Origin of the sequence: Rhodoligotrophos appendicifer, from assembly GCF_007474605.1 — a bacterium.
In the GTDB taxonomy this organism is placed as follows: domain Bacteria; phylum Pseudomonadota; class Alphaproteobacteria; order Rhizobiales; family Im1; genus Rhodoligotrophos; species Rhodoligotrophos appendicifer.
The window spans coordinates 18,039-37,983 of the sequence record NZ_VHKL01000012.1; the positions used below are offsets into that span (position 1 = coordinate 18,039).

Here is a 19,945-nt window from a genome sequence, read left to right on the forward strand (position 1 = left end):
CAGGCTCCGGCCTGCGCGGACTTCTGAGCACACAGCAGGCTTTGGCCTGCGCGGACTTCTGAGCAAAGCAGGCTCCGGCGTCTCACGCGACCGCCGGACGCCATGCGATGACGCCGGCCGTCCGCGCGCGCACCTCCGGTGAGGCGAGGCAGGTCGCCACCGCCTCGTAGCCCGGCGCTCCGGGCACGGCCAAGACCCACATCGGCGGGCTGTGATTGGCCGGACAGAACAGGATCGCCTCGTCGCGGCCCAGGGCGGCGAGATCCAGGATCGCGCTCGACCGGGTGAGCAGAAAAAGCGGGCGGGCTGCATTCCCCCGGCAGCGCAGGAAGGCGATCACGGCGGTCTGGGCCGAGGCGTCGAGCCCCTGTTCCACCATGTCGACGACGAGCGCGGCGGGTCCCTCGCTCTCCAGTCCCACCAGCAGCGCGAGCAGGGCCTCCGACATGTCAGCCCCATCCTCCACGAGCCAGGCTGCGGCCTCGTCTACCCGCGCCTTGAGCGCATCGTCCTGCTCGAGCTGCCTCCGTGCGGCGGCGGCCCCGTTGTCCAGCCGGTCCAATCCGAGGAAGGCCGCCTCGGGCAGACTTTCGGCGATGCGGCGGCCGAGCCTGGTCTTGCCGCTTCCCAACGGCCCGGTGATGTAGGTCAGGGGCGTTCGGTCGGGCAGCTCGAAACTCTCGCCGCCCCAGGGCCACGGCAGGGCGAAGCGCACCGGGGAGGGAGAAACCTCCCCTGCGAGCCGCGCGACGGCGCCCAAACCCGGGATCCGCCCCGAGGCCAGGTCGCTCCGCAGGCTGCGGACGGCATCCAGACTGTCGGAAAGGCTGCGGATCTGGTGCTCCAATACCGCCTGATGCGCGGTTAGCGCTCGCTCCAACCCGTGCGCCTCGCCCTTCAGGACCCGCGCCACCTGGGCCAGGCTCAGTCCGAGTGCGCGCAGCGCCACGACCTCCCCGGCGCGCGCCATCTCCGCCGGCCCATAGGCCCGCCAGCCGGCGGCGGTGCGGGCGGGCACCACGAGTCCGCGCTGCTCATAGAGCCGCAGGGCTTTCGGCGAGACGCCGAGGCGCTGTGCGGCCTCGGAGGCTGACAGGACGGGGGCGGTGGACGGCACGAATCACCTCGTTGCGTTGCGGACCGCTCCCTTATCGAGGCAGCCCCAGGGGCCGGGTCAAGGGCTGTCTGATGGCGCTGCGCCCTCGGACGGGAGCGCGTCCCGGGACCCCGCGACGCCCGCGACGCCTTCAACCGCTTCCGTTCCGCTGGCTTTGCCACTATAACACCCGGCGAAACTCCCCGTGACATCGAGAAGGTGACTTGGAAAGCATGGGCAAGGACAAGGCCGTCATCGATCGCGACATGATTCGCGACCTTGCCGATCTCCTGAACGAGACCGGCCTCCTGGAAATTGAGGTCGAGCAGGACGGCTTGCGCGTCCGCGTGTCTCGCGCCGGTCAGGCCGTGAATCATTTCGTACCCGCCCCCGGCTCCGCGGGCCCGGTGGAACCTGCCCCCGCTCCGGTCCCCACCGTCGCCGATCCCGCCAAGCATCCCGGCGCGGTGAAATCGCCCATGGTCGGCACGGCCTATCGGGCGCCCGCCCCCGGCGCGGCGACCTTCGTTGAAATCGGCCGCGAGGTCACCAAGGGCCAGACGATCCTCATCGTCGAGGCCATGAAGACCATGAACCAGATCCCCGCCCCCCATTCCGGCAAGGTCACCGCCATTTTCGTGGAGGATGGCAATCCCGTCGAATTCGGCGAGCCCCTGATGATCATCGAGTGATGAGCGGCCATGTTCGATAAGGTCCTCATCGCCAATCGCGGCGAGATCGCGCTGCGCATCCTGCGCGCCTGCCGCGAGCTCGGCATCGCCACGGTCGCGGTCCATTCGACCGCCGACGAGAACGCCATGCATGTGCGCCTGGCCGATGAAAGCGTCTGCATCGGACCGCCGCCGGCCCGCGACAGCTATCTGAACATTCCCTCCTTGCTGGCCGCCTGCGAGATCACCGGGGCCGATGCCGTCCATCCCGGCTATGGCTTCCTCGCCGAGAACGCCCGCTTCGCCGAGATCCTGGGCGAGCACAACATCACCTTCATCGGCCCGAGCCCTGAGCATATCCGCATCATGGGCGACAAGATCGAGGCGAAGAAGACCGCAATCCGCCTAGGCATCCCCGTCGTCCCCGGCTCGCCGGGCGCCGTCCGCTCCGGCGACGAGGCGGCCCGCATCGCCGAGGAGATCGGCTTCCCCGTCCTCATCAAGGCCGCTGCCGGCGGCGGCGGGCGCGGCATGAAGGTCGCCCGCACCCCGGCCGATCTCGCCGAGGCGCTGACCACGGCCCAGACCGAGGCCAAGGCGGCCTTCGGCGACGACGCCGTCTATCTCGAGCGCTATCTCGCCAAGCCGCGCCACATCGAGGTCCAGATCCTCGGCGATGGCCAGGGCAACGCCGTCCATCTCGGCGAGCGCGACTGCTCGCTCCAGCGCCGCCACCAGAAGCTCTGGGAGGAGGCCCTCTCGCCGGCCCTGAATGCCGACCAGCGCCACGCCATCGGCACCCGCGTCGCCACCGCCATCGCCGATCTCGGCTATTCCGGCGCCGGCACCATCGAGTTCCTCTACGAGAATGGCGAGTTCTTCTTCATCGAGATGAACACACGCCTGCAAGTGGAGCATCCGGTGACCGAATCCATCACCGGCATCGACATCGTCCAGGAGCAGATCCGCATCGCCGCCGGCGCCAAGCTCTCCTTCACCCAGGACGACATCGTCTTCTCCGGCCACGCCATCGAGTGCCGCATCAACGCTGAGAACCCGTTGACCTTCACTCCCTCGCCCGGCCACATCGATTCCGTCCACGTGCCCGGCGGCCTGGGTGTGCGCGTCGACAGCGGGATCTATGCCGGCTACACCGTGCCCCCTTATTACGACAGCCTCATCGCCAAGCTGATCGTCATGGGCAAGAGCCGCAACGAGTGCCTGATGCGCCTGCGCCGGGCTTTGGGCGAATATGTCATCGAGGGCGTCGAGACCACGATCCCGCTCTTCATCGATCTGCTGAAGGACGATGACATTATCGACGGCAATTACGATATTCATTGGCTGGAAAATTATCTCGAGCGCCGCCGGCAATGATGGACCGCGTGCTCGGTCAGTAAGAGACGACGATGAGCACCATCACGCCGCAGATCCTGCTCAAGGCCTATGCCGCCGGCATCTTTCCCATGGCGGAGAGCGCCGACGATGCGGGCCTGTACTGGATCGACCCCGAGCGTCGCGGCATCATCCCCCTCGATGAGGTCCACGTCCCCCGCCGCCTCAAGCGCACCATCCGCCAGGGCGACTTCGAGGTCCGCATCGACAGCGATTTCGACGCCGTCATCGGCGCCTGCGCCGAGCCCAAGCCGGGGCGCCGGTCCACCTGGATCAACAGCCGCATCCGTGGCCTCTACGGCCAGCTCTTTCGCATGGGCTTCTGTCATACGGTCGAATGCTGGCAGGGCGACGCCTTGGTCGGCGGCCTCTACGGCGTCCGCGTCGGCGGCGCCTTTTTCGGCGAGAGCATGTTCTCCCGCACCCGCGACGCGAGCAAGGTCGCCCTCATCCACTTGGTCGCCCGCCTGAATGCCGGCGGCTTCACCTTGCTCGACACCCAGTTCGTGACCGACCATCTGACCCGCTTCGGCGCCCGCGAGATCCCCCGCGAGGACTACCACGCCATGCTGGACGAGGCCCTCTACATGGAAGGCGATTTCCACGCCTTTACCGAGGATGCCGACCCCGAAGCCGTCCTCACCCTCGCCCAAGCCCTCCTCCCAACCGCCCCCTGATCCCACCCGTCATCCCAGACGAAGCAAAGCGCAGATCCGGGACCGCCAAGACCTCAGAGCCCTCATCCTGAGGAGGCCCGCAGGGCCGTCTCGAAGGACGGAACCCCATGCCGCCCGGGATCCCGGGCCAAGCCCGGGATGACAGTGATAAGAAAGTCCTCATCCTGAGGAGGCCCGCAGGGCCGTCTCGAAGGACGGGACCCCATGCGGCAAGAGATCCCCGGGTCGAGCCCCCGGCCGACAGCCAGAACAACCTCACCCAAGCGCCCCCTTGACGCCGGCCTGCCTCCCACCCTCTACTCCACCTCCCCAGACGAGGCCCGCCGTGACCCCTTTCACCCTCAGCCGCACTCCAGAGATCCTCGCCGGTCCCGGCGCTGTGGCAAGCCTGGCCGAGCGGCTCACCGCCTTGGCCGGTCCCGCCGCCCGCATCGTCCTGCTGGCCGATCCCGCTCTGGCGCGCCTCGGCATCACCACGCGGATCGCGCGGCAGCTGGCGGATGCCGGCCATCGCCCGCTGACCCTGCAGGCCGCTCCCGGCGAGCCCAAGGCGGCCGACATCGATGCAGCGACCGAGGATGCCCGCGCCCATGGGGCCACCGCCATCATCGGCCTCGGCGGCGGCTCGGCCCTCGATACAGCCAAGCTGCTGGCGGCGACGGCAGCCTCCGGCAACCCCGTGGCCGATTACGCCTTCTGCGCCACGCCCCTCCCCGCCGCCCCCCTCGCGCTCATCGCCATCCCCACCACGGCCGGCACCGGCTCCGAGGTCACCGCGACATGCGTCTTCACGGACGCGCGCAAGATCAAGGCCTGGGCCTGGGGCGATGCCTTGAAGCCCCGCCTGGCGATCCTCGACCCCGAGCTCACCGTGGCGCTGCCGCCGGCGATCACCGCAGCGACCGGGCTCGATGCCCTCGTCCACGCCATCGAGGCTGCCACCGGCCGCCGCCGCTTCGCCGCCAACGACCTCTATGCCCATGCGGCGATCCGGCTGATTTCGGGGTCCTTCGAGCGCGCGCTCGCCCAGCCCCATGACCTCGACGCCCGCTTCGCAATGCTTCTGGGCTCCACCTATGCCGGCCTCGCCATCGACAATGCCGGCACGGCGATCGCCCACACGATCGCCCATGCCCTGGCCGCCCTCGCCCCCGTCCCCCATGGCCGCGCCACCGCCATGGGCATGGCGGCGTCCATGGCCTGGGCCGTCTCGGGCGCACCCGACGCCTTCGCCGCGGTCGCCCTCGCCATGGGTGGACCTGCCGAGGCGGATGTCGCCGTCGACCGTTTCCTCCGGCTGATCGAGGCCAGCGCCCTGGACCTGTCCCTGGCCGGCGACGGCATCTCCCTGAACCGCCCCGATCTCCTGGCCGATCAGATGCGTAGCCCCGAAAACGCGCCCATGCGCGCCAACACCGCCCGCGAGGTCACCGATGCCGACATCGACACCCTGGCCCGCGCCGTCTACGCTCTGGCCTGAGCATTTACCTCCAAGGCCTCATCCTGAGGAGCAGCCGAAGGCTGCGTCTCGAAGGACGGGACCCCATGCGGCTCCCCCCCGTCATCCCGGACGCGCCGCAGCGCGAAGCGGTGCTGCGCAGATCCGGGACCGCCAAGACCTCACCCCCTCATCCTGAGGACCCCCGCGCCGTCTCGAAGGACCAGGACGCCCATGAAGATCACCGACATCGAGGTCACCCACCACCGTCTCCCCCTCGACCCGCCCTTCAACGCGAGCTGGGACACGCGGCCGCGGACGCAGTTTTCCGCCACCATCGTCCGGGTCCACACCGATTCCGGCCTGACCGGCATCGGCTCCGGCGACGAGATGATCGGCTTCGAGGCCTATAAGCCGCTCTTTATCGGCCAGGACGCGCTCAGCCTGGAGCGCCATTTCCGCATCCTCGAGAACATCCAGTTCCACGGCAGCCGTTGCTGGCCCCTCGATCTCGCCCTCTGGGACCTCGCCGGCAAGGCTGCCAACCAGCCCGTCTGGCGCCTGCTCGGCGGCGCCTCGGGCCGCATCCGCGCCTATGCCTCCTCCGGCACCCTGCGCCAGCCGCAAGCCCTCGCCGACCAGGCCGAGCGCTTTCTGGAGCAAGGCTTTCCCGCCCTGAAGATCCGCTTCCATCGCGGCGACTGGCGCGACGACATCAAGGCCCTGGAAGCCGTCCGCGCCCGCCTCGGTAACCGTCTCGAGCTCATGGTCGACTGCAATCAGGGCTGGCGCATGCCTTGGGACGCAGCCCCGCCCTGGACCCTGAAGGAGGCCCTGCCCGTCGCCCGCGCCCTGGAGGATCTCGACGTTTTCTGGATGGAGGAGCCTTTGCACCGGGGCGACGTGAAGGGCATGGCCGCCTTGCGCAGCAGGGTCGACATCCGCATCGCCGGTGCCGAGATGACCCGCGAGCTGCACGAGCTGCGCAGCCTGATCGAGGCCCGCGCCCTCGACGTGCTCCAGCCCGACGCGGCCCTGGTCGGCGGCATCTCCGGCCTGCGCCGCATCGCCACCCAGGCGGTGGATGCGGGCCTCATCTTCACCCCCCACACCTGGACCAACGGCCTCGGCGTCTTAGCCAACGCCCATCTGACCGCAGCCTTGGGCAACGCACCCTTCCTGGAATATCCCTACGACCCCCCCGAATGGCCCCTGGCCGCCCGCGACTTCATGCTCGCCGAGCCCCTGCAAGCCCACAAAGGCTGGCTCGACCTCGGCACCCGCCCCGGCCTCGGCATCGCCCTGGACGAGGAACGGCTGAACCAGACCAGGGTCGCTTAATCACTGAACCCTCATGCCAAGGAGCAGCCCCCACATCCTCATTGCCGAGGAGCAGCCCTCACACCCTCATGCCGAGCAGCCTCGCCATCCTCCTGCCGAGGGAGCAGCCCTGACATCCTCATGCTGAGGAGCGGACGCCAGTCCGCGTCTCGAAGCATCCGGCCGCAATCCGCACCGACGACCCAGCCGCCCATCCTTCGAGGCCTGCTGCGCAGGCACCTCAGGATGAGGATTCCCCCCGCACTCCGCCCCGGGCTGTCCCACACCCTCATGCTGAGGAGCGGACGCCAGTCCGCGTCTCGAAGCATCCAGCCCCACGGGACAACCCACGCCGCTGACCCCGAAACGGCCGAGAGGAGATGACACGCCTCTGGCCTGCACCTACACTGCAAGGGGGGCCGACGCATGGGGGCATATGTCTACATTCTTCGCTGCGCGGACGGCAGATATTACGTCGGCAGCACCAGGACGGAGCTGGAGCGCCGGGTGTCGGAGCACAATCACGCCCTCCATGACGGCTTCACCGCCAAGCGGCGCCCTGTCGTCTTGGCCTATGCCGAGCATTTCGACCGCATCACCGACGCCATCGCCTGCGAACGGCAGTGGAAGGGCTGGTCCCGCGCGAAGAAACAAGCCCTGATCGAAGGCCGCCTGGACCGCCTGCCCGCCCTCGCAAGCCGCCCCCGCAAACCCTCAAGCTGAGAAACGCCCCGATCCTCAGGCTGAGGTGCAGCCCCCACACCCACACGCTGAGGTGCAGCCCCCACATCCTGATGTCGAGGAGCAGCCTCACATCCTCATTGCCGAGGGAGCAGCCCTCACATCCTCATGCTGAGGAGCGGACGCCAGTCCGCGTCTCGAAGCATCCGGCCGCAATCCGCACCGACGCCCCAGCCGCCCATCCTTCGAGGCCTGCTGCGCAGGCACCTCAGGATGAGGATTCCCCCCGCACCCCGCCCCGGGCTGCCCCCACACCCTCACGCCGAGGGAGGAGCAGCCCCACACCCTCAAGCTGAGGTGCAGCCTCCCCATCATCATGCCGAGGGAGCAGCCCCTCACACCCTCATGCCGAGGGAGCAGCAGCCCTCACATCCTCATGCTGAGGAGCGGACGCCCGTCCGCGTCTCGAAGCATCCAGCCGCAATCCGCACCGACGCCCCAGCCGACCATCCTTCGAGGCCTGCTGCGCAGGCACCTCAGGATGAGGACTCCCCCCGCACTCCGCCCCGAGCCACCTCACACCCTCACGCCGAGGGAGGAGTAGCCCCACACCCTCATGCTGAGGAGCGGACGCCAGTCCGCGTCTCGAAGCATCCGGCCGCAATCCGCACCGACGACCCAGCCGCCCCGCGGGAGCCGCTGCCCCTCAGCTGCACCCGCTCGTGCTGCCGCAGGTGTCGCATTTGAGGCAGGTCCCGTTGCGCACCATGGTGAAATTGCCGCATTCGCCGCAATTCTCCCCCTCATAGCCCTTCATCCGCGCCTCCGCCCGCAGCGAATAATCGTCCCGGATCGGTGCTGCGGCCTCTTCTGCAAAGCCGACTGTGAGCGTCGAGGTGACGGCCTCCGCGGCATAGGCACCGGCATAGGCATGCTCCAGCTGGTGCTGCAGCGCGGCCGCCGCCCCGCCCGACATCTTCGGCATCACCACCACATTGCCCGACACTTTCTGCCGCACATAGCCGGTGGACAGATATTTTGCCGCCGGAATGGCGCCCGGATGGCTGTGGACATGGTCCTGTCCGCTGCCGGCGGGCGCCTTGCCCTCGTCCACGCCTCGGCCCATGGCATCGAAGCCGATATCCGTGGGGTCCACATGGGCGAGGTCGTTGCGCCCGAGATAGGAGACGGCGAGCTCGCGGAACACGTAATCCAGGATCGAGGTCGCGTTCTTGATCGCCTCGTTCCCCGAGACCAGGCCCGCCGGCTCGAAGCGCGTGAAGGTGAAGGCCTCCACATATTCCTCCAGCGGCACGCCATATTGCAGGCCCAGCGACACGGCGATGGCGAAATTGTTCATCATCGCCCGGAAGGCCGCCCCCTCCTTGTGCATGTCGATGAAGATCTCGCCCAGGTTTCCGTCTTCATATTCGCCGGTGCGCAGATAGACCTTGTGGCCGCCGACGATCGCCTTCTGGGTATAGCCCTTGCGCCGGTGCGGCAGCTTCGCCCGCCTCTGCACCTCGACGATGCGCTCGACGATCCGCTCCACCACCCGTTCGACCCGCTGCACCTGCGGCATCTCGAGGAACTCGTCGGCCTCCTCCTCGTCTTCCGCCACCAGCTGCGAGGACAAAGGCTGCGACAGCTTGGATCCGTCGCGATAGAGCGCATTCGCCTTCAGCGCCAGGCGCCAGGACAGGAAATAGGCCTCCTGTGCCTCTTGCACCGTGGCGTCGTTCGGCATGTTGATGGTCTTCGAGATCGCCCCCGAGATGAACGGCTGGGCGGCCGCCATCATCCGGATGTGGCTCTCCACCGACAGGCAGCGCTTGCCGATGCGGCCGCAAGGATTGGCGCAGTCGAAGACCGGCAGGTCATGCGCCTGGAGATGCGGCGCGCCTTCCAGCGTCATCGCTCCGCAGCAGAAGGTGTTTGCCGCCTCGACATCGGCGCGCGAGAAGCCGATGGCCGCCAGCAGGTCGAAATTCATGTCGTTCAGCTGCTCGTCCGAGAGCTTCAGCACCTGGCGGCAGAACTCTTCGCCCAGGCTCCATTTGTTGAAGGCGAATTTGATGTCGAAGGCCGTTCCCAGCCCCTGTTCGATCTTCTCCAGCGCGGCGTCGCTGAAGCCCTTCGCCTTCAGCGTGGGATGGTTGATCCCCGGCGCGCCCTTCAGCGTCCCGTGGCCGACGGCATAGTCGACCATGTCCTTGATCTGCTCCGCCGGATAGCCCAGCGCCCGCAGCGCCTCGGGCACCGCCTGGTTGATGATCTTGAAATAGCCCCCGCCGGCGAGCTTCTTGAACTTCACCATGGCGAAATCCGGCTCGATGCCCGTGGTATCGCAATCCATCACCAGGCCGATCGTGCCCGTGGGCGCGATGACGGTCGCCTGCGCATTGCGGTAGCCGTGCCGTTCGCCCAGGCTGACGGCCTTGTCCCAGGCCGCTTTGGCATGCGCGATGAGCGCCGTGTCGCGGCAGGATTCCTGGTCCAGCGGCACCGGCGCGATGCTCAGCCCCTCATAGCCCGTGTCCCGTCCATAGGCGGCGTTGCGATGGTTGCGCATCACCTTCAGCATGGAGTCCCGGTTCTTCGGGAAGCCTTTGAAGGCTCCGAGCTCGGCGGCCATCTCCGCCGAGGTCGCATACGAGATGCCGGTCATCAGCGCCGAGATCGCCCCGCAGATCGCCCGTGCCTCCTCCGAATCATAGGCGATGCCGGCCGTCATCAGCAATCCGCCGATATTGGCGAAGCCCAGGCCCAGGGTCCGGTATTCGTAGGACAGGAGCGCGATCTCCTTCGACGGGAACTGCGCCATCATCACCGAGATCTCGAGCACCAGCGTCCACAGCCGCGTGGCATGCTCGAACAGCTCGACCTCGAACTGCCCCGTCTCCTTGTTGCGGAACTGCAGCAGGTTGAGGGAGGCCAGGTTGCAGGCGGTATCGTCCAGGAACATGTATTCCGAACACGGGTTCGATGCCCGGATCGGCCCGCTGGCCGGGCAGGTATGCCAATCATTGATGGTGGTGTGGAACTGGATGCCGGGATCGGCGCAGGCCCAGGCGGCATAGCCGATCTTGTCCCACAGCTCGCGGGCCTTGACGACCTTGGCCGCCCCTTCCTTGTTGCGCCAGAACAGCGACCAGTCCCCGTCGGCAAGCACGGTCTCCAGGAACGCATCCGTCACCCGCACCGAATTGTTCGAGTTCTGGCCCGACACCGTGCGGTAGGCCTCCGAATCCCAATCCGTGTCATAGACGTCGAAATCGACCTTCTCCTGGCCCTGGCGCGCGGTCTCGATGACGCGGCGCACATAGGCCTCCGGCACATGCGCCCGCCGCGCGGCCTTCACCGCCCGCTTCAGCGCCGGGTTCTTGGTCACGTCGAAGCAATCTTCGCCCGGTCCCTCGCAATTGATGCAGGCCTTCATCACCGTCGTAAGGTGCTGCTTGACGACCTTGGAGCCGGTGACGAGGGCTGCGACCTTCTGCTCTTCCTTCACCTTCCAGTCGACATAGGCCTCGATGTCGGGATGGTCGACATCGACCACCACCATCTTCGCGGCGCGCCGCGTGGTGCCGCCCGACTTGATGGCGCCCGCCGCCCGGTCGCCGATCTTGAGGAAGCTCATCAGTCCCGATGATTTGCCGCCGCCCGACAGGGGCTCGTTCTCGCCGCGGATGCGGGAGAAGTTCGAGCCCGTCCCCGAGCCGTATTTGAACAGCCGCGCCTCGCGGATCCACAGATCCATGATGCCGCCTTCATTCACCAGATCGTCGCCCACCGACTGGATGAAGCAGGCATGGGGCTGGGGATGCTCATAGGCCGATTTCGACTTGGTCAGCTTTCCCGTCGCCGGGTCCACGTAGAAATGGCCCTGGGACGGACCGTCGATGCCATAGGCCCAATGCAGGCCGGTATTGAACCATTGCGGGGAATTGGGGGCGCATTTCTGCGTCGCCAGCATGAAGCAGAGCTCGTCGTAAAAGGCGCGCGCATCCTCTTCCGAGCCGAAATAGCCGCCTTTCCAGCCCCAATAGGTCCAGGTTCCGGCGAGCCGGTGCGCCACTTGCTGAATGGAGGTCTCCGACACGAATCGCTCGGGCTTCGGCAGCCCCGCCAGGGCGGCCTCGTCGGGCACCGAGCGCCACAGCCAGGACGGCACGGTTTCTTCTTCGACGCGCTTCAGCCGCGCCGGCACGCCGGCCTTGCGGAAATATTTCTGCGCCAGGATGTCGGCGGCCACTTGGCTCCACGAGCTCGGGACCTCGATGTTTTCGAGCTTGAAGACGGTCGAGCCGTCGGGATTGCGGATCTCGCTGGTCGAGCGGCGGAACTCGATTCCGTCGAAAGGTGAATTTCCGGCGGAGGTGTAACGGCGCTCGATGCGCATAGGCGATCTCCCAAACTAAGGTCCAAATTCAAGTGAGCGACGGCCGGGCTACACGTTCGTACAGCACCGAATCTGCAACCGACGCTCCAGACACGACAAGCCCGCCACAGCCCCGCGATGCGGCCGCGTCGGTCCCCTATACAGTCTGGATACGGTAGTTTCCCCGCTCCGCTGGGCGTTGCCCCGTTCATCCCCGAGGACGACTCCCAACGTGTCCTGATCATGCTACTCCGCCGCCGAAACGTCAACAGCTTGTGGCCATGGCGGGGCGGAAAACAATATCTAGCGATGCTAACGGTTTATTAACAGTTTACCCACAATCTCCGCATGCCATGATTCCCTTGTGAACTCGACCTTTAATGACGCTTGGTGAAGTTGCGAACAGCCGCCAGGGTGGACGCGCCGCAGCCGTTGCGGCATAAGTCGGCCTATGATTTATCAGCAACAGGTCCGCCTGAGCTTGATCGGTACGCGCCCATGAGCCTCAAGACGTTTTTTCTTCAGTTCTTCACCTGGTGGAACGGCCAGACGCTGGGCACGCGCCTCTTGATTTCGCGCCAGGGCGAATTCGTCGGCGAGGATCTTTTCGGCAACAAATATTATCGCCAGCGCAACGGCGACCGCCGTTGGGTGGTCTATAATGGCGTTGCTGAGGCCTCCAGCATTCCGCCCGGCTGGCATGGCTGGCTGGCGCATCGCGACGACACCGCCCCTTCCGAGGAGAATTACCAGCCGCGGGAGTGGGAAAAGCCGCATCTGCCGAATATGACCGGCGTCGCCCCGGCCTATCTTCCGCCCGGAACCTTGGCGGCGAGAACCCCGGTGACCCCGGAGCCCGATTACGAGCCCTGGACGCCAAAGTGATGAAGCATGCTAAACTGGCGCTCGGCATCCTGCCCTCCTTTGGACCGGGATGTCTGAGTCGCTGGCGCGTTCCCCTTTTTCAGCTTGCGGCCGCCAGGCGGGCCCCCGCCCGTCTGCGCCGGCTCCCGAACCGAGGCTTGTCTCCCGCATGAAGCAGAATGCCGTCGAAACCCTGACCGGCGCCATCGTCATCGTCATCGCCGGTGCCTTTCTCTTCTTCCTCTACACCACCACTGGGTTCGGCGGAGCCGGGGGCGGCTACACCGTGACGGCGGCCTTCAACAATCTCGGCGGTGTCAACACCGGCTCCGACGTGCGCATTTCCGGCCTCAAGGTCGGCAGCGTCACGGGCCACAACCTCGACGAGACCTATGAGGCCGTTCTGGCCCTCACCATCGACAGCGACGTGAAGCTGCCGGATGATTCGACTGCCAAGATCACCTCCGAAGGCCTTCTCGGCTCCAGCTTCGTGGCCATCGAGCCGGGCGGATCGGAGACGCTGCTGAAGAATGGCGACCAGTTCCAATACACCCAGCCTGCCCTCGATCTCTGGAGCATCATCGGCTCCTTCGTGAAGCCCAGCGGCGGCAGCTCGACGCCGGCGACGCCCGCCCCGGCAGCACCGGAGGCGACCCCGCAGGCGGAACCGGCCGTCCCCGAGGGTGGAGAGCCGCCCGCCCAGCAGCAATGACGGATCAGGCCCGCGAACAGACCTGGAGCGCCGAGACCTACGGCGCTCATGCGCGCTTCGTCTCCGATCTGGCCGGGCCGGTGCTGGAATGGCTGGCGCCTCGGCCCGGCGAGCGCATTCTCGATCTCGGCTGCGGCGATGGCGTCCTCACCCAGGCCCTCGGCGCCATGGGCGTCGACATGGTCGGCGTCGATGCCTCCGAGGATTTCATCCGCGCCGCCCGCGCCCGCGGCGTCGATGCCCGCCTCATGGATGGCGAGAAGCTCGATTTTCGCGACGAGTTCGATGCCGTCTTCTCCAATGCCGCCCTGCACTGGATGACGCGTCCTGCGGAAGTCCTGCGCGGCGTCGCCGGCGCCTTGAAGCCCGGCGGTCGTTTTGTCGCCGAATTCGGGGGCCATACCAATGTCGCGGCGATCATCACGGCCATGCGCGCCGTGGCCGCGCGCCGTAGCGGTGATCCCGATCTCGCCGGCCCGTGGTTCTTTCCGACCCCTGAGGAATATTCTGCTTTGCTCGTGACCCATGGCTTTGGCGTGAAGCGCATCGGCCTTTTCGGCCGCCCCACCCCGTTGAAGAGCGGGATGGCCGCGTGGCTGCAGGTCTTCCGCAAGCCCTTCTTCCAGCAATTCGGGGCCGAGTCCGACGCCGTTCTCGCCGAGGTGGTGGACCTGCTCGCCCCCACATTGCGCGATGGAGCCGGCAACTGGACGGCCGACTACATGCGGATAAGGGTCGAGGCGGCCCTGAAATGAGTGTCTCCCGCGTTGCTGTTGCCGCAGCCCTGGGATGGGCGGCGATTCTGCCTCAGGCCGCGCGCGCCGAGCAGATTGAAAATCCCGTCGCGGTTTTTTCCGGCCTCGACAAGATCACGGCCGTCATCACGTCTTTTCAGGTGCCCCTGAACGAGGCCCACCGCTTCGGCCAGCTCGAAGTCACCCCGCGCGTCTGCTATTCGCGGCCTCCCACGGAAGAGCCGAAGACCTCGACCTTCGTCGAGGTGGACGAGATCGAGGAGGACAACTCCCGCAAGCGGATCTTCACCGGCTGGATGTTCGCCGAAAGCCCGGGCCTGCACGCCGTGGAGCATCCGGTCTTCGACGTCTGGCTCACCGGCTGCATCGATCCCAGCCGCCCGCCCGAGGTGACGAGCGAGGACGGCAGCGGCGAGGCCGCGCCTGCGGAAATCCCCAAGGACAATGATTGACCCCTTATCGGCCGGGCGTCCGCCTGCACTTATCCCCAGCCGAACCCGGCCGCCGGCATGAAGCCGCACCGGTTGTTTGCCACCCGAGAGTATACTATCAGCGAATCATGCCAGACCGGTCCTGACCATGTCGAATGCCGATGATCTCTTCGGGCCTCTCGATGCCCATATCCAGCAGAACCGCACCAAGGCCAAACCGCCGGTGCCGGCGGCAAAACCTGGACAACCGCCGGTGCCGGCGGCAAAACCTGGACAACCGCCGGTGCCGGCGGCAAAACCTGGACTCACGTCAGCGGCAAAGCCTGGACTCACGCCGGCCGCACCCGTCACGCGGGCACCCGCCGAGAGCCAGTACACCGCTGCCGACATCGAGGTCCTCGAGGGTTTGGAGCCGGTGCGCCGCCGCCCCGGCATGTATATCGGCGGCACCGACGAGAAGGCCCTCCATCACCTCTTCGCCGAGGTCATCGACAATTCCATGGATGAGGCGATCGCCGGCCATGCGAGCTTCATCGAGGTGGAATACGGCGCCGATGGCTTCCTGACGGTCACCGACAACGGCCGCGGCATTCCCATCGATCCGCATCCGAAATTCCCCGGCAAGTCCGCCCTCGAGGTGATCCTCACCACGCTTCACTCCGGCGGCAAGTTCGATTCCAAGGTCTATGCGACCTCCGGCGGCCTCCACGGCGTCGGCGTCTCCGTCGTCAACGCCCTGTCCGACCATTTCGAGGTCGAGGTCGCCCGCGGCCAGGAGCTTTACCGCCAGGCCTATAGCCGCGGCCACCCCTTGGGCCCCATCGAGCGTCTCGGCCGCGTCTCCAACCGCCGCGGCACGAAGATCCGCTTCCATCCCGATCCGCAGATCTTCGGCGACAGCCCGAAATTCAAGCCGGCCCGCCTCTTCCGCATGGCCCGCGCCAAGGCCTATCTCTTCGGCGGCGTCGAGATCCGCTGGTCCTGCGCCTCGGAAAACTTAGGCACCGCCTCCGACATCCCCCAGAAGGCGACCTTGCGGTTCCCCGGCGGCCTGAAGGATTTCCTCGAGGCTCAGCTGGAAGGCCAGGAGCGGGTCGCCGACGAGATCTTCTCCGGCAAGGTGACGAAGGCGGAGGGTCACGGCTCCGTCGAATGGGCCATCGGCTGGTTTGCCGGCGAGGGCTTCGTCTCCTCCTATTGCAACACGGTCCCCACCGTCGAGGGCGGGACCCACGAAAACGGCATGAAGTCGGCCCTCACCCGTTCACTCAAGGCCTATGCCGAGCTCACCAACAACAAGCGCGCCAAGGACATGATCGCCGACGACGTCATGGTCTCGGCCGGCGTCCTCCTCTCCGTCTTCATCCGCGAACCGGAATTCCAGGGCCAGACCAAGGAGAAGCTGGCGAGCCCCGAGGCGGGACGCATTGTCGATGCCACCCTGAAGGATCATTTCGACCATTGGCTCACCGGCCATCCCGCCCAGGCCAACCGCCTCCTCGACTGGGTCATCGACCGCGCCGAGGAGCGCCTGCGCCGCCGCCAGGACCGCGAGGTGCAGCGCAAGTCGGCCGTGCGCAAGCTCCGGCTGCCCGGCAAGCTCGCCGACTGCCAGCAGAATGCGGCCCAGGGGGCCGAAATCTTCATCGTCGAGGGCGATTCGGCCGGCGGCTCCGCCAAGCAGGCCCGCGACCGCAAGAATCAGGCGGTGCTGCCGTTGCGCGGCAAGATCCTCAATGTCGCCTCGGCGACCCGCGACAAGCTCGCCCAGAACCAGCAACTCGCCGATCTGGCCCAGGCGCTTGGCTGCGGGACCGGCGCCCGCTTCCGCGCCGATGACCTGCGCTACGACAAGGTCATCATCATGACCGACGCCGATGTGGACGGCGCCCACATCGCCTCGCTCCTGATCACCTTCTTCTTCCGCGAGATGCGCGGCCTGGTCGAGAGCGGCCATCTCTATCTCGCCGTCCCCCCGCTCTACCGCATCGCCCAGGGCGCAAAGACCATCTATGCCCGCGACGACGCCCACAAGGACGCCCTCATCGCCAAGGAGTTCAAGGGCCGCGGCAAGGTCGAGGTCTCCCGCTTCAAGGGCCTGGGCGAAATGATGCCGGCCCAGCTCAAGGAGACCACCATGAGCCCGAAATCCCGCATGCTCCTGCAGGTGGAGCTCGTCGAGGACGAGGACCGCAGCACCGGCCGCAGCGTCGAGCAGCTCATGGGCAACAAGCCCGAAGAACGGTTCCGCTTCATCACCGACCGCGCCCAATTCGTCGACACCGCCGAACTCGACGTCTGACCACCATCCCGGACGAAGCGCAGCGCAGATCCGGGACCGTCAGAGCCTACCCACCCGCGTCATCCCGGACGAAGCGCAGCGCAGATCCGGGACCCCAGGCGGCTCGGGATCCCGGGTCAAGCCCGGGATGACAGCCAGACAAAGAAAATCCTCATCCTGAGGAGGCCCGCAGGGCCGTCTCGAAGGACCCCCCTCATCCTGGCCGCCGCCCCGGCTCCCAGGACCCGTACCGCGCCCCCGCCTCCAGCAGCATCCACAGCACCACGCCATTGAGGACATGCCACAGATAATGCACGCCCCAGGGAAACAGCGGGCACACCGCCTGGTCGATGCTGCGGAACATCAATGACACGAGGAACACCGCCCCCGCGGCCCCCAGCCAGGCCCCGGCCGGGTGCCGGCGCCCCATCAGCAGGAGCCCCACACCGCTCATGGCGAGGAAGGCCGGCAGATAGCCCACCGAGCCGTTCATCACATGCCGGGGCACCAGCACCGTGAAGAACGAGCCCACCAGGAAGGCGAGCGTCGTCAGGCTCGCCCATGCCCATCCCAGCCCGGCGAAGCGGCGCATGGCGAACAGGAAGAACGCATAGGTGAACAGGGTGATCGGCAGCACATCCGCCGCCATGGCCCATCTCTGCGCCACGATATGGAAGGCCGTCGAGCCGGCCCCGATCGCCGCCACCAGGGCGATCAGCAGCCAGAGGAGCCCGTCCCGCCGCGCCGGCGAGTGCCAGGCGTGCCAGCCGGCCACCAGCGCCGCCACGAAGAAGGCGGCGTTGGAGAGCGCATTGAGGGGCTCGGCCCAGAGGCCGGGGCCGATGCGCTCACAATAGAGGTCGATGCTGGCGAACCAGTCCACCCGGTTCAGCCATGTCCCTCAGTGATACACATAGACCCGGGCGCCGATCTTGACCCGCTCATAGAGGTCGATCACGTCGTTGTTCATCATCCTGATGCAGCCCGAGGACATGGCGAGACCGATGCTGCGGGCGTCGTTCGTTCCATGGATGCGGTAGAGGGTCGAGCCGATATAGAGCGCGCGGGCGCCCAGCGGATTGTTTGGCCCTCCCGCCATGGTGATGGGAAGCCCGGGCTGGCGACGGCGCATCTCGGCCGGCGGCGTCCATGTCGGCCACTCCGCCTTGCGCGAGACCTTGTGCGCCCCTGACCATTGGAAGCCCTGCCGGCCGACGCCGATGGAATAGCGGATCGCCTCGCCTCCCGGCAGCACGTAATACAGCGCCCGCTCCCCCGTCTCCACGACGATGGATCCCGGTTTCTTGCTCGTCTCATAGCGCACATAGCGCCGCGTCTTGCTGGAGGGCTGGGTGACGTTTCGTCCGAGCCCCTCGAACAGCTGGCTCAATTGCGCGAAGGGCTGGCTCGACTGTGCCTTCGCTTCTCCTCCGAACCCGGACAGACCGACAAGGGCCGCACTGACGGCCGCCGCGAAGAATATGTTGCGTCTCATGGTCAAGACCCCGCTTTCTCCAGGCGTGCGTGATCCGCGCGCCTGCCCCGAAAATCGGCTGCGCTGTGCAGCCATCCCTTGCGCCAGCCTAACGCCGACGCTGGAGAGATCCCACCATAAATTCCCGAAGCATTCGTTGCGATGGCCAATTGAACCGGCTCGGCGGCCTCAGATCACCATCTATTGATCGAGAGCACCCCGCAACGACGGATCGACGCTCTGCGACGTCTCCGTCAGGGTCGACACCCGGCTTTCCCGCAGCGACCTTTGGACTGTGCCGTCCTGGGGCATGAAGGCGATAAATCCATAGATCGCCAGCGCCGCCAACAGAACGCAGAGAACTTCCCTGATCATCGATCCCCTCACTCGGCCGGCCCTCTTGGAGGGGTCCGTGTCCAGCTGCTCTCACCATGCAAGACCGATGCCGGCCATGCACGCTTGGGCTCACAGGCTGGGAGCGTAGGTCCCGAAGCTCCAGAGATGGCCCTCCGGGTCGCGGCAGGAATATTCCCGCGAGCCATAGGGCGTATCCGCCGGCGGCCGGATGATTTCTGCACCCGCGGCCTTCGCTTGCGCGTGATGGCGGTCCACTTCGTCGATCACGATATAGATGCAGACGCTGGCCACCCCGTCTTGCGGACTGGCCAGCCTGAGATCGTCGTCGCGGGCGGAGCTGATCAGGATGAAATCCGCCCCCTGTCTCATTTCGGCATGCACGATGGACCCGTCCTCGTCTTCATAAACTGCATGAACTGTGAAGCCGAAGGCCGTGGGAAGCCAATCGATTGCCACTTTGGCATCATTATAGCGCAGTGCCGGAATGATGGTCGCCATTCAAAGGTCTCTCAGTGGGGAACCCTGCCGTGCCGATGCGACGATGTCGCCGATGAACCGGGGCAGTGCGAAACACGCCTGATGGATCTCTGGCGTGTAATAGCGTGTCTCGATCTGGGCCGCCTCGAACCGCTGCTGGATGATCTCCGGCGCCACCTTGCGCAAATCCCCATCGTCGCTGCCCCAGCCCAGCGCCATGAAGCCGCCGACATAGGTGGGCACCGCCGCCAGGAAGCAGGTCGCATCCCGGAAGATCCCTGAAAAGAACCGGATCGTCTGCGCGAGCTCCTTGGGCTGGAAGAACGGCACCCCGTTCTGCGTGACGATGATGCCGCCGGCCTTCAGCATGCGGTGGCAGTCCCGGTAGAAGCTTTCCGTGAACAGGACCTCGCCGGGCCCGATCGGGTCGGTCGAATCGATGACGATCAGGTCATAGCGCCGCTCCGTGGTGGCCGCGAAATCCTTCCCGTCCTGGATGATCACTTCGAAGCGCGGATCCTCGAAGGCGCCGCGGCTGACCTCCGGCAGATGCGTCTTGGAGAAGTCGACGACGCCGCCATCGATCTCGACCAGGGTGAAGCGTTCGACGGAATCGTGCTTCAGCACCTCCGCGGCGATCCCCCCGTCGCCGCCGCCGATCACCAGCACGTCCTTCACGGCCCCATGCGCCAGGATCGGCACATGGCTCAGCATCTCGTGATAGATGAACTCGTCTGCGGTGGTGAGCTGGGTCACCCCATCCAGCATCATCACCTTGCCGAAACTCACACTGTCCGCGATCACCAGATGCTGATGATCGCTGCGATTGTCGAACAGCACGCGTTTGACCTGGAAGGAGGTCCGCAGCCCCTCATGCAGGGTTTCCGAATACCAGATGCCGTCGCCGTCGCTCATTCGTCCTCGCTGATGGTTTG

18 protein-coding genes are annotated in these 19,945 nt (G+C 66.5%); 11 read left to right on the plus strand and 7 right to left on the minus strand.

The window, feature by feature from the left end:
• Window positions 1-82: 82 nt before the first annotated feature.
• The gene (locus FKM97_RS23000; RefSeq protein ID WP_144294807.1) at window positions 83-1,117 is read right to left on the minus strand and encodes a MerR family transcriptional regulator; all 1,035 of its coding nucleotides are present in this window, start codon (window positions 1,115-1,117) and stop codon (window positions 83-85) included.
• A gap of 212 nt (window positions 1,118-1,329) precedes the next feature.
• On the opposite strand from FKM97_RS23000, the gene accB reads away from it, so the two are divergent.
• From accB to FKM97_RS23030, 6 genes are all read left to right on the plus strand, one after another.
• Window positions 1,330-1,788, plus strand: coding sequence for an acetyl-CoA carboxylase biotin carboxyl carrier protein (accB, locus tag FKM97_RS23005; RefSeq protein ID WP_205015285.1), 459 nt, complete (start codon window positions 1,330-1,332; stop codon window positions 1,786-1,788).
• A gap of 9 nt (window positions 1,789-1,797) precedes the next feature.
• Complete coding sequence (gene accC, locus FKM97_RS23010) at window positions 1,798-3,144, plus strand: acetyl-CoA carboxylase biotin carboxylase subunit (protein ID WP_144294809.1); 1,347 nt, start codon at window positions 1,798-1,800, stop codon at window positions 3,142-3,144.
• 32 nt (window positions 3,145-3,176) lie between these two features.
• Window positions 3,177-3,839: a leucyl/phenylalanyl-tRNA--protein transferase gene (gene aat / locus FKM97_RS23015; protein WP_144294810.1), complete on the plus strand. Its 663-nt coding sequence runs from the start codon at window positions 3,177-3,179 to the stop codon at window positions 3,837-3,839.
• A gap of 325 nt (window positions 3,840-4,164) precedes the next feature.
• Window positions 4,165-5,319, plus strand: a complete 1,155-nt coding sequence (locus tag FKM97_RS23020; RefSeq protein ID WP_170241093.1) for an iron-containing alcohol dehydrogenase — start codon at window positions 4,165-4,167, stop codon at window positions 5,317-5,319.
• Window positions 5,320-5,511: 192 nt separating this feature from the next.
• A complete protein-coding gene (locus FKM97_RS23025; RefSeq protein WP_144294812.1) occupies window positions 5,512-6,618 on the plus strand; it encodes a mandelate racemase/muconate lactonizing enzyme family protein in 1,107 nt (368 codons plus the stop codon).
• Between the two features lie 405 nt (window positions 6,619-7,023).
• A complete protein-coding gene (locus FKM97_RS23030) occupies window positions 7,024-7,320 on the plus strand; it encodes a GIY-YIG nuclease family protein (protein WP_144294813.1) in 297 nt (98 codons plus the stop codon).
• A gap of 664 nt (window positions 7,321-7,984) precedes the next feature.
• Here FKM97_RS23030 and FKM97_RS23035 read toward each other — a convergent pair.
• The gene (locus FKM97_RS23035) at window positions 7,985-11,680 is read right to left on the minus strand and encodes a vitamin B12-dependent ribonucleotide reductase (RefSeq protein WP_144294814.1); all 3,696 of its coding nucleotides are present in this window, start codon (window positions 11,678-11,680) and stop codon (window positions 7,985-7,987) included.
• A 477-nt stretch (window positions 11,681-12,157) separates the two neighbouring features.
• On the opposite strand from FKM97_RS23035, the gene FKM97_RS23040 reads away from it, so the two are divergent.
• The 5 genes from FKM97_RS23040 (at window position 12,158) to parE (ending at window position 16,723) form a co-directional block, all read left to right on the plus strand.
• Window positions 12,158-12,544, plus strand: coding sequence for an NADH:ubiquinone oxidoreductase subunit NDUFA12 (locus tag FKM97_RS23040; RefSeq protein WP_144294815.1), 387 nt, complete (start codon window positions 12,158-12,160; stop codon window positions 12,542-12,544).
• A gap of 148 nt (window positions 12,545-12,692) precedes the next feature.
• Window positions 12,693-13,235 carry an outer membrane lipid asymmetry maintenance protein MlaD gene (gene mlaD, locus FKM97_RS23045; RefSeq protein ID WP_170241094.1) on the plus strand — a complete coding sequence of 181 codons (543 nt, stop codon included), beginning with the start codon at window positions 12,693-12,695 and terminating at the stop codon, window positions 13,233-13,235.
• Entirely contained in the window at window positions 13,232-13,990 is a 759-nt protein-coding gene (locus FKM97_RS23050; protein ID WP_144294817.1) for a class I SAM-dependent methyltransferase, read from the plus strand. Before mlaD ends, FKM97_RS23050 begins: the two co-directional genes overlap by 4 nt.
• The gene (locus tag FKM97_RS23055; protein WP_144294818.1) at window positions 13,987-14,442 is read left to right on the plus strand and encodes a DUF2155 domain-containing protein; all 456 of its coding nucleotides are present in this window, start codon (window positions 13,987-13,989) and stop codon (window positions 14,440-14,442) included. Before FKM97_RS23050 ends, FKM97_RS23055 begins: the two co-directional genes overlap by 4 nt.
• Before the next feature lie 127 nt (window positions 14,443-14,569).
• Window positions 14,570-16,723, plus strand: a complete 2,154-nt coding sequence (gene parE / locus FKM97_RS23060; RefSeq protein WP_144294819.1) for a DNA topoisomerase IV subunit B — start codon at window positions 14,570-14,572, stop codon at window positions 16,721-16,723.
• A gap of 193 nt (window positions 16,724-16,916) precedes the next feature.
• Here the strand turns inward: parE and FKM97_RS23065 are convergent, their stop codons facing one another.
• The 5 genes from FKM97_RS23065 to speE all read right to left on the minus strand — a co-directional run bounded on the left by FKM97_RS23065 (window position 16,917) and on the right by speE (window position 19,925).
• Window positions 16,917-17,585, minus strand: a complete 669-nt coding sequence (locus FKM97_RS23065) for a ceramidase domain-containing protein (RefSeq protein ID WP_144294820.1) — start codon at window positions 17,583-17,585, stop codon at window positions 16,917-16,919.
• A gap of 18 nt (window positions 17,586-17,603) precedes the next feature.
• A complete protein-coding gene (locus FKM97_RS23070; protein ID WP_144294821.1) occupies window positions 17,604-18,197 on the minus strand; it encodes a L,D-transpeptidase in 594 nt (197 codons plus the stop codon).
• A 180-nt stretch (window positions 18,198-18,377) separates the two neighbouring features.
• Window positions 18,378-18,551, minus strand: coding sequence for a hypothetical protein (locus FKM97_RS26425; protein ID WP_170241095.1), 174 nt, complete (start codon window positions 18,549-18,551; stop codon window positions 18,378-18,380).
• A 90-nt stretch (window positions 18,552-18,641) separates the two neighbouring features.
• Window positions 18,642-19,031: a VOC family protein gene (locus FKM97_RS23075; RefSeq protein ID WP_144294822.1), complete on the minus strand. Its 390-nt coding sequence runs from the start codon at window positions 19,029-19,031 to the stop codon at window positions 18,642-18,644.
• Window positions 19,032-19,925, minus strand: a complete 894-nt coding sequence (speE, locus tag FKM97_RS23080; protein ID WP_144294823.1) for a polyamine aminopropyltransferase — start codon at window positions 19,923-19,925, stop codon at window positions 19,032-19,034.
• Between the last annotated feature and the right edge of the window lie 20 nt (window positions 19,926-19,945).

Coding starts and splice junctions, on each gene's coding strand:
- accB (WP_205015285.1), top strand. CDS start 1,330: ATGGGCAAGGACAAGGCCGTCATCGATCGCGACATGATTCGCGACCTT.
- accC (WP_144294809.1), top strand. CDS start 1,798: ATGTTCGATAAGGTCCTCATCGCCAATCGCGGCGAGATCGCGCTGCGC.
- aat (WP_144294810.1), top strand. CDS start 3,177: ATGAGCACCATCACGCCGCAGATCCTGCTCAAGGCCTATGCCGCCGGC.
- FKM97_RS23025 (WP_144294812.1), top strand. CDS start 5,512: ATGAAGATCACCGACATCGAGGTCACCCACCACCGTCTCCCCCTCGAC.
- FKM97_RS23030 (WP_144294813.1), top strand. CDS start 7,024: ATGGGGGCATATGTCTACATTCTTCGCTGCGCGGACGGCAGATATTAC.
- FKM97_RS23035 (WP_144294814.1), bottom strand. CDS start 11,680: ATGCGCATCGAGCGCCGTTACACCTCCGCCGGAAATTCACCTTTCGAC.
- FKM97_RS23040 (WP_144294815.1), top strand. CDS start 12,158: ATGAGCCTCAAGACGTTTTTTCTTCAGTTCTTCACCTGGTGGAACGGC.
- mlaD (WP_170241094.1), top strand. CDS start 12,693: ATGAAGCAGAATGCCGTCGAAACCCTGACCGGCGCCATCGTCATCGTC.
- FKM97_RS23050 (WP_144294817.1), top strand. CDS start 13,232: ATGACGGATCAGGCCCGCGAACAGACCTGGAGCGCCGAGACCTACGGC.
- FKM97_RS23055 (WP_144294818.1), top strand. CDS start 13,987: ATGAGTGTCTCCCGCGTTGCTGTTGCCGCAGCCCTGGGATGGGCGGCG.
- parE (WP_144294819.1), top strand. CDS start 14,570: ATGTCGAATGCCGATGATCTCTTCGGGCCTCTCGATGCCCATATCCAG.
- FKM97_RS23070 (WP_144294821.1), bottom strand. CDS start 18,197: ATGAGACGCAACATATTCTTCGCGGCGGCCGTCAGTGCGGCCCTTGTC.
- FKM97_RS26425 (WP_170241095.1), bottom strand. CDS start 18,551: ATGATCAGGGAAGTTCTCTGCGTTCTGTTGGCGGCGCTGGCGATCTAT.
- FKM97_RS23075 (WP_144294822.1), bottom strand. CDS start 19,031: ATGGCGACCATCATTCCGGCACTGCGCTATAATGATGCCAAAGTGGCA.
- speE (WP_144294823.1), bottom strand. CDS start 19,925: ATGAGCGACGGCGACGGCATCTGGTATTCGGAAACCCTGCATGAGGGG.